The organism is Agrobacterium sp. NPDC089420, from assembly GCF_044900305.1.
Classification (GTDB): domain Bacteria; phylum Pseudomonadota; class Alphaproteobacteria; order Rhizobiales; family Rhizobiaceae; genus Agrobacterium.
Genome location: NZ_JBJDMY010000055.1, coordinates 1 through 3,045, shown reverse-complemented (window position 1 = coordinate 3,045; position 3,045 = coordinate 1). Strand labels below are relative to the sequence as shown.

The 3,045-nt window shown below is 56.0% G+C and carries 3 protein-coding genes; 2 read left to right on the top strand and 1 reads right to left on the bottom strand.

The window, feature by feature from the left end; translation table 11 throughout:
- Window positions 1-220: 220 nt before the first annotated feature.
- A complete protein-coding gene (locus ACI2KA_RS26835) occupies window positions 221-679 on the bottom strand; it encodes an ABC transporter ATP-binding protein (protein ID WP_404505472.1) in 459 nt (152 codons plus the stop codon).
- Between the two features lie 242 nt (window positions 680-921).
- Between ACI2KA_RS26835 and ACI2KA_RS26830 the strand changes: the two genes are divergently transcribed.
- Window positions 922-1,368, top strand: a complete 447-nt coding sequence (locus ACI2KA_RS26830) for a hypothetical protein (protein WP_404505471.1) — start codon at window positions 922-924, stop codon at window positions 1,366-1,368.
- Between the two features lie 166 nt (window positions 1,369-1,534).
- Complete coding sequence (locus ACI2KA_RS26825) at window positions 1,535-2,431, top strand: hypothetical protein (protein ID WP_404505470.1); 897 nt, start codon at window positions 1,535-1,537, stop codon at window positions 2,429-2,431.
- The last annotated feature ends 614 nt before the right edge of the window (window positions 2,432-3,045 follow it).

The window sequence follows — 3,045 nt, the reverse complement described above, 5'->3', positions numbered from 1 at the left end:
TTGGATGGTGCGGACTGTGGACATGTCTACTATTGGGCCTGGTCGGAAGAACCAGATCCGGAGACGAATTCTTATCAATACCTGCGTCGTATCGCGGTGGACTTCGCTGAATTTCCCGGCGCTTTGAGGGAAAAAATCTGATGTGGGAGCGAAAGCCTCCATCGCGGGAATGTTTCGCGAAGAGCCGGAACCTTATGTAGGTTTTCTGCTCCGTTGCTACTCAAACCCCAGCAAGCTCTCGTCGTTCCGATCTGCCAACCCCGCGATAAAGCAGCGGCAGGGCGACATTATCGAGCGCGGTCATGCGCGGCAGGAGATGAAATGCCTGGAAGACGTATCCCAACATTCGGTTGCGGAAATGGGCTGCATCGTTGACACTCAAGGCTGCGATACTGCCGCCGGCGATACTGCCGCCGGCGATTTCGATCTCTCCGGATGTCGGCCGATCCAGCAAGCCGATCAGGTTCATCAGCGTCGTCTTGCCAGAGCCGGAAGCGCCCGTAAGTGCGCAGAAACCGCCAGCTTGCAGGGAAAACGAAACACCCTCCAGTACCGGGACGAACACATCGCCCCGCGCATATGTCTTGCGTAGCGCTCTAACGTTGAGCAACCAAACCTCCGCTCCGCGAGATATCGTCCGTCGAGGCTGAAAAACCAAGGAATACAATCGCCAATTCATAGGCGATTTCAACTGCGAAAATCGCAGTTGAATTACTCCGAACTATCGCCCAGGCTGGTATCGTTGGCAGCACATTCCAGTTAGGCAATCGTTCGCGAAGATGAAACTCGCGACGGAAATCCCTTTGTTGTCTTGGGGTTGAGACGTACCAGGCAGTTTGCTTTCCCAGATTGTGCGACATCCCTCAGACCGTGAACCGGTTTGCTGAAAGCGGTAGTGAACATTCTTCAGGGAGAACGATCATGATCTTGAAAGCAAACATTTTATCGTTGAAACTTATCTCGGTAGCCGCTCTGGCGCTCGGGATTATGGCTGCTCCGGCGCTCGCAAGCACTGCAACAATCACACTTCGCAACACCAATACGGGAACGCCGGTGGCTGCGACGATCTTTAACAGGACGTTCCAGAACACGTGCGCCCTCACGACGCCGACGCCCCAAGCGACCTTCAATCCCGGCGATGTGCAGACCTTCACGTCAACCTGCGTCACCGGGACCGCCGGCGGCTTGCGATACCGGACGTCGACCGGCAAGCAGTGCGCTTTCAATTGGTCATCCATTCCGCAGCTTGGCGGTGGCTATGTGTTCTCGGCGACCGCAACGCCGTCTGGTGGCGCCATCTGCCGATCGATTTTCGGCAGCCGCAATCTGAGCACCGGCGATATGTCGCAAACTTTCGAAATGCAATAACTGCTGACGCCGGCGCGGTGACAGTCGCGCCGGCATGACGAGTGAATTCCATTGTCGAGGGCCAGCGCGCAAAGCTAGATTTCCGGCTCTCTCCACTCAGGTCAGCCATACGCAAGGACCACCTGCTAAGACGTATGACACTTGTGTTCAATGTGATCGAGGGCCGATGATGCAGGTCAACAATTCAACGTCGGCGGCCGGTATCGTCGTCACCCGAGCCGTCGCTAAAGCCGAAGAAAACTCGAAGGGTGCTCTTTCAACTTCGGTTCCTGCCTCGTTGGGTGCAGCGAGTGCTTCCGTTTCCCTCTCTGCGGACGCACTCCTATACTTGGGTGCGGCCAGATCGGCACTGTTGACGCAAACCGAAATCAGTCGATACCAGCAATTCTTTCCGGCCCGGGAGGGTTTCGATACCCAGGCCTTGGCGGCGAGTACGCTGGACCCTTCAATGTTCAGCAGTTCGGTTGGAAAATCCACGGCGGAGGTTGCGACGGATGCCCGGGCTCGGATGGATGAGAAGTACGCAGATATGGCGGCTTCTGGTGAATCGTTCGCATGGCTTTCAGTCGAGCATCGCGATCGGAACGCATTGATGGGGGATCTCGACCGGCGCTCGCTGGCCGTGATCCGTGAGAACGAGGGGGGCCTGTTTTCCAAAGAGGAACAGCAGGCCGCCGCGCAGCTCATGGATCAGCAGCAGGGGCTTGCGATGGGCCTCTATGTCGGCCCGCTCAGTCAAGCCGGCCAATTCTCCGACCCATATGGCGACAACCATACGGCTAGGTTCAAGGCGGCGGGATCATGGCTCGACAAGGTCAGTCTTCAGGAGAAGAGTACCGGGACATGGCTTCAGCAGCGATCCGCGGTTGCAAGTCAGGAGCGTTTGAGTGGCCGCAGCGGACGCGATGACGAGATCGAGCCGATGTCTCTTGTCGATATCCTCCTTGCCGCGGATCGTGAACAGGCGGAAGAAGCCCGTAGGCATGGGAAGCCGGACCGGTCCTCCGACGACGCATTTTCTAATTCGATTATATCCGAGTACAAGGAATATGCCTCGGAGTGATCTGACAGTTCCGCGGGATTGGTCTGCTGCAAGGGAGCGCGGTCCTGGGACGGCGCCCAATGTACATTTTGTGACAAGACGGTTGTTTGGTTATCGCTGCGAATATAGCAGTTGAAACGCATCTGTTTTCCCATAGCATACAACCGCTAGCTACACATTCAGGAGAATTTGGCGCACGAGGGTTGCTCTCTCGTTGCGAAAGCCTTTTGTCGTCCGGTTGTGAAAGCTACTGGAAATAAATCGCTCCAATTCACTGAAGCCTTACGCTGAGGCTGTGGCGCAGCAACCTGCAAGAAGGTCGATGTTCTCGATCACTTGACGATCGAGTGAAGCACTCTAAAGGAGGATGATCATGCTTATCAGTAAAAACAAGCTTTTCGGAGCGGCTTTGGCCATTTTGGGAGCTATGTCGATAGGAATCGAAGCGGCGCAGGCGAACCCGACCGGAACGATCACGATCGTCAACAACTGGTCGTCGCAAGCGAACTATTCAGTGCCTCTCTCTGATTGCCCTGGGACTGAACCGCACCGGGTTTGCCGGAGACCTGTTAGGTTAAGTTATGCGGCCATGGCTGGCAGGTCCAGCATGGTGTAGTATCGTTCTTCTGCCTCTG

Bases quoted from the DNA above. Each gene is read 5' to 3' on its own strand.
- ACI2KA_RS26835 (WP_404505472.1), bottom strand. From the start codon at position 679: ATGAATTGGCGATTGTATTCCTTGGTTTTTCAGCCTCGACGGACGATA.
- ACI2KA_RS26830 (WP_404505471.1), top strand. From the start codon at position 922: ATGATCTTGAAAGCAAACATTTTATCGTTGAAACTTATCTCGGTAGCC.
- ACI2KA_RS26825 (WP_404505470.1), top strand. From the start codon at position 1,535: ATGATGCAGGTCAACAATTCAACGTCGGCGGCCGGTATCGTCGTCACC.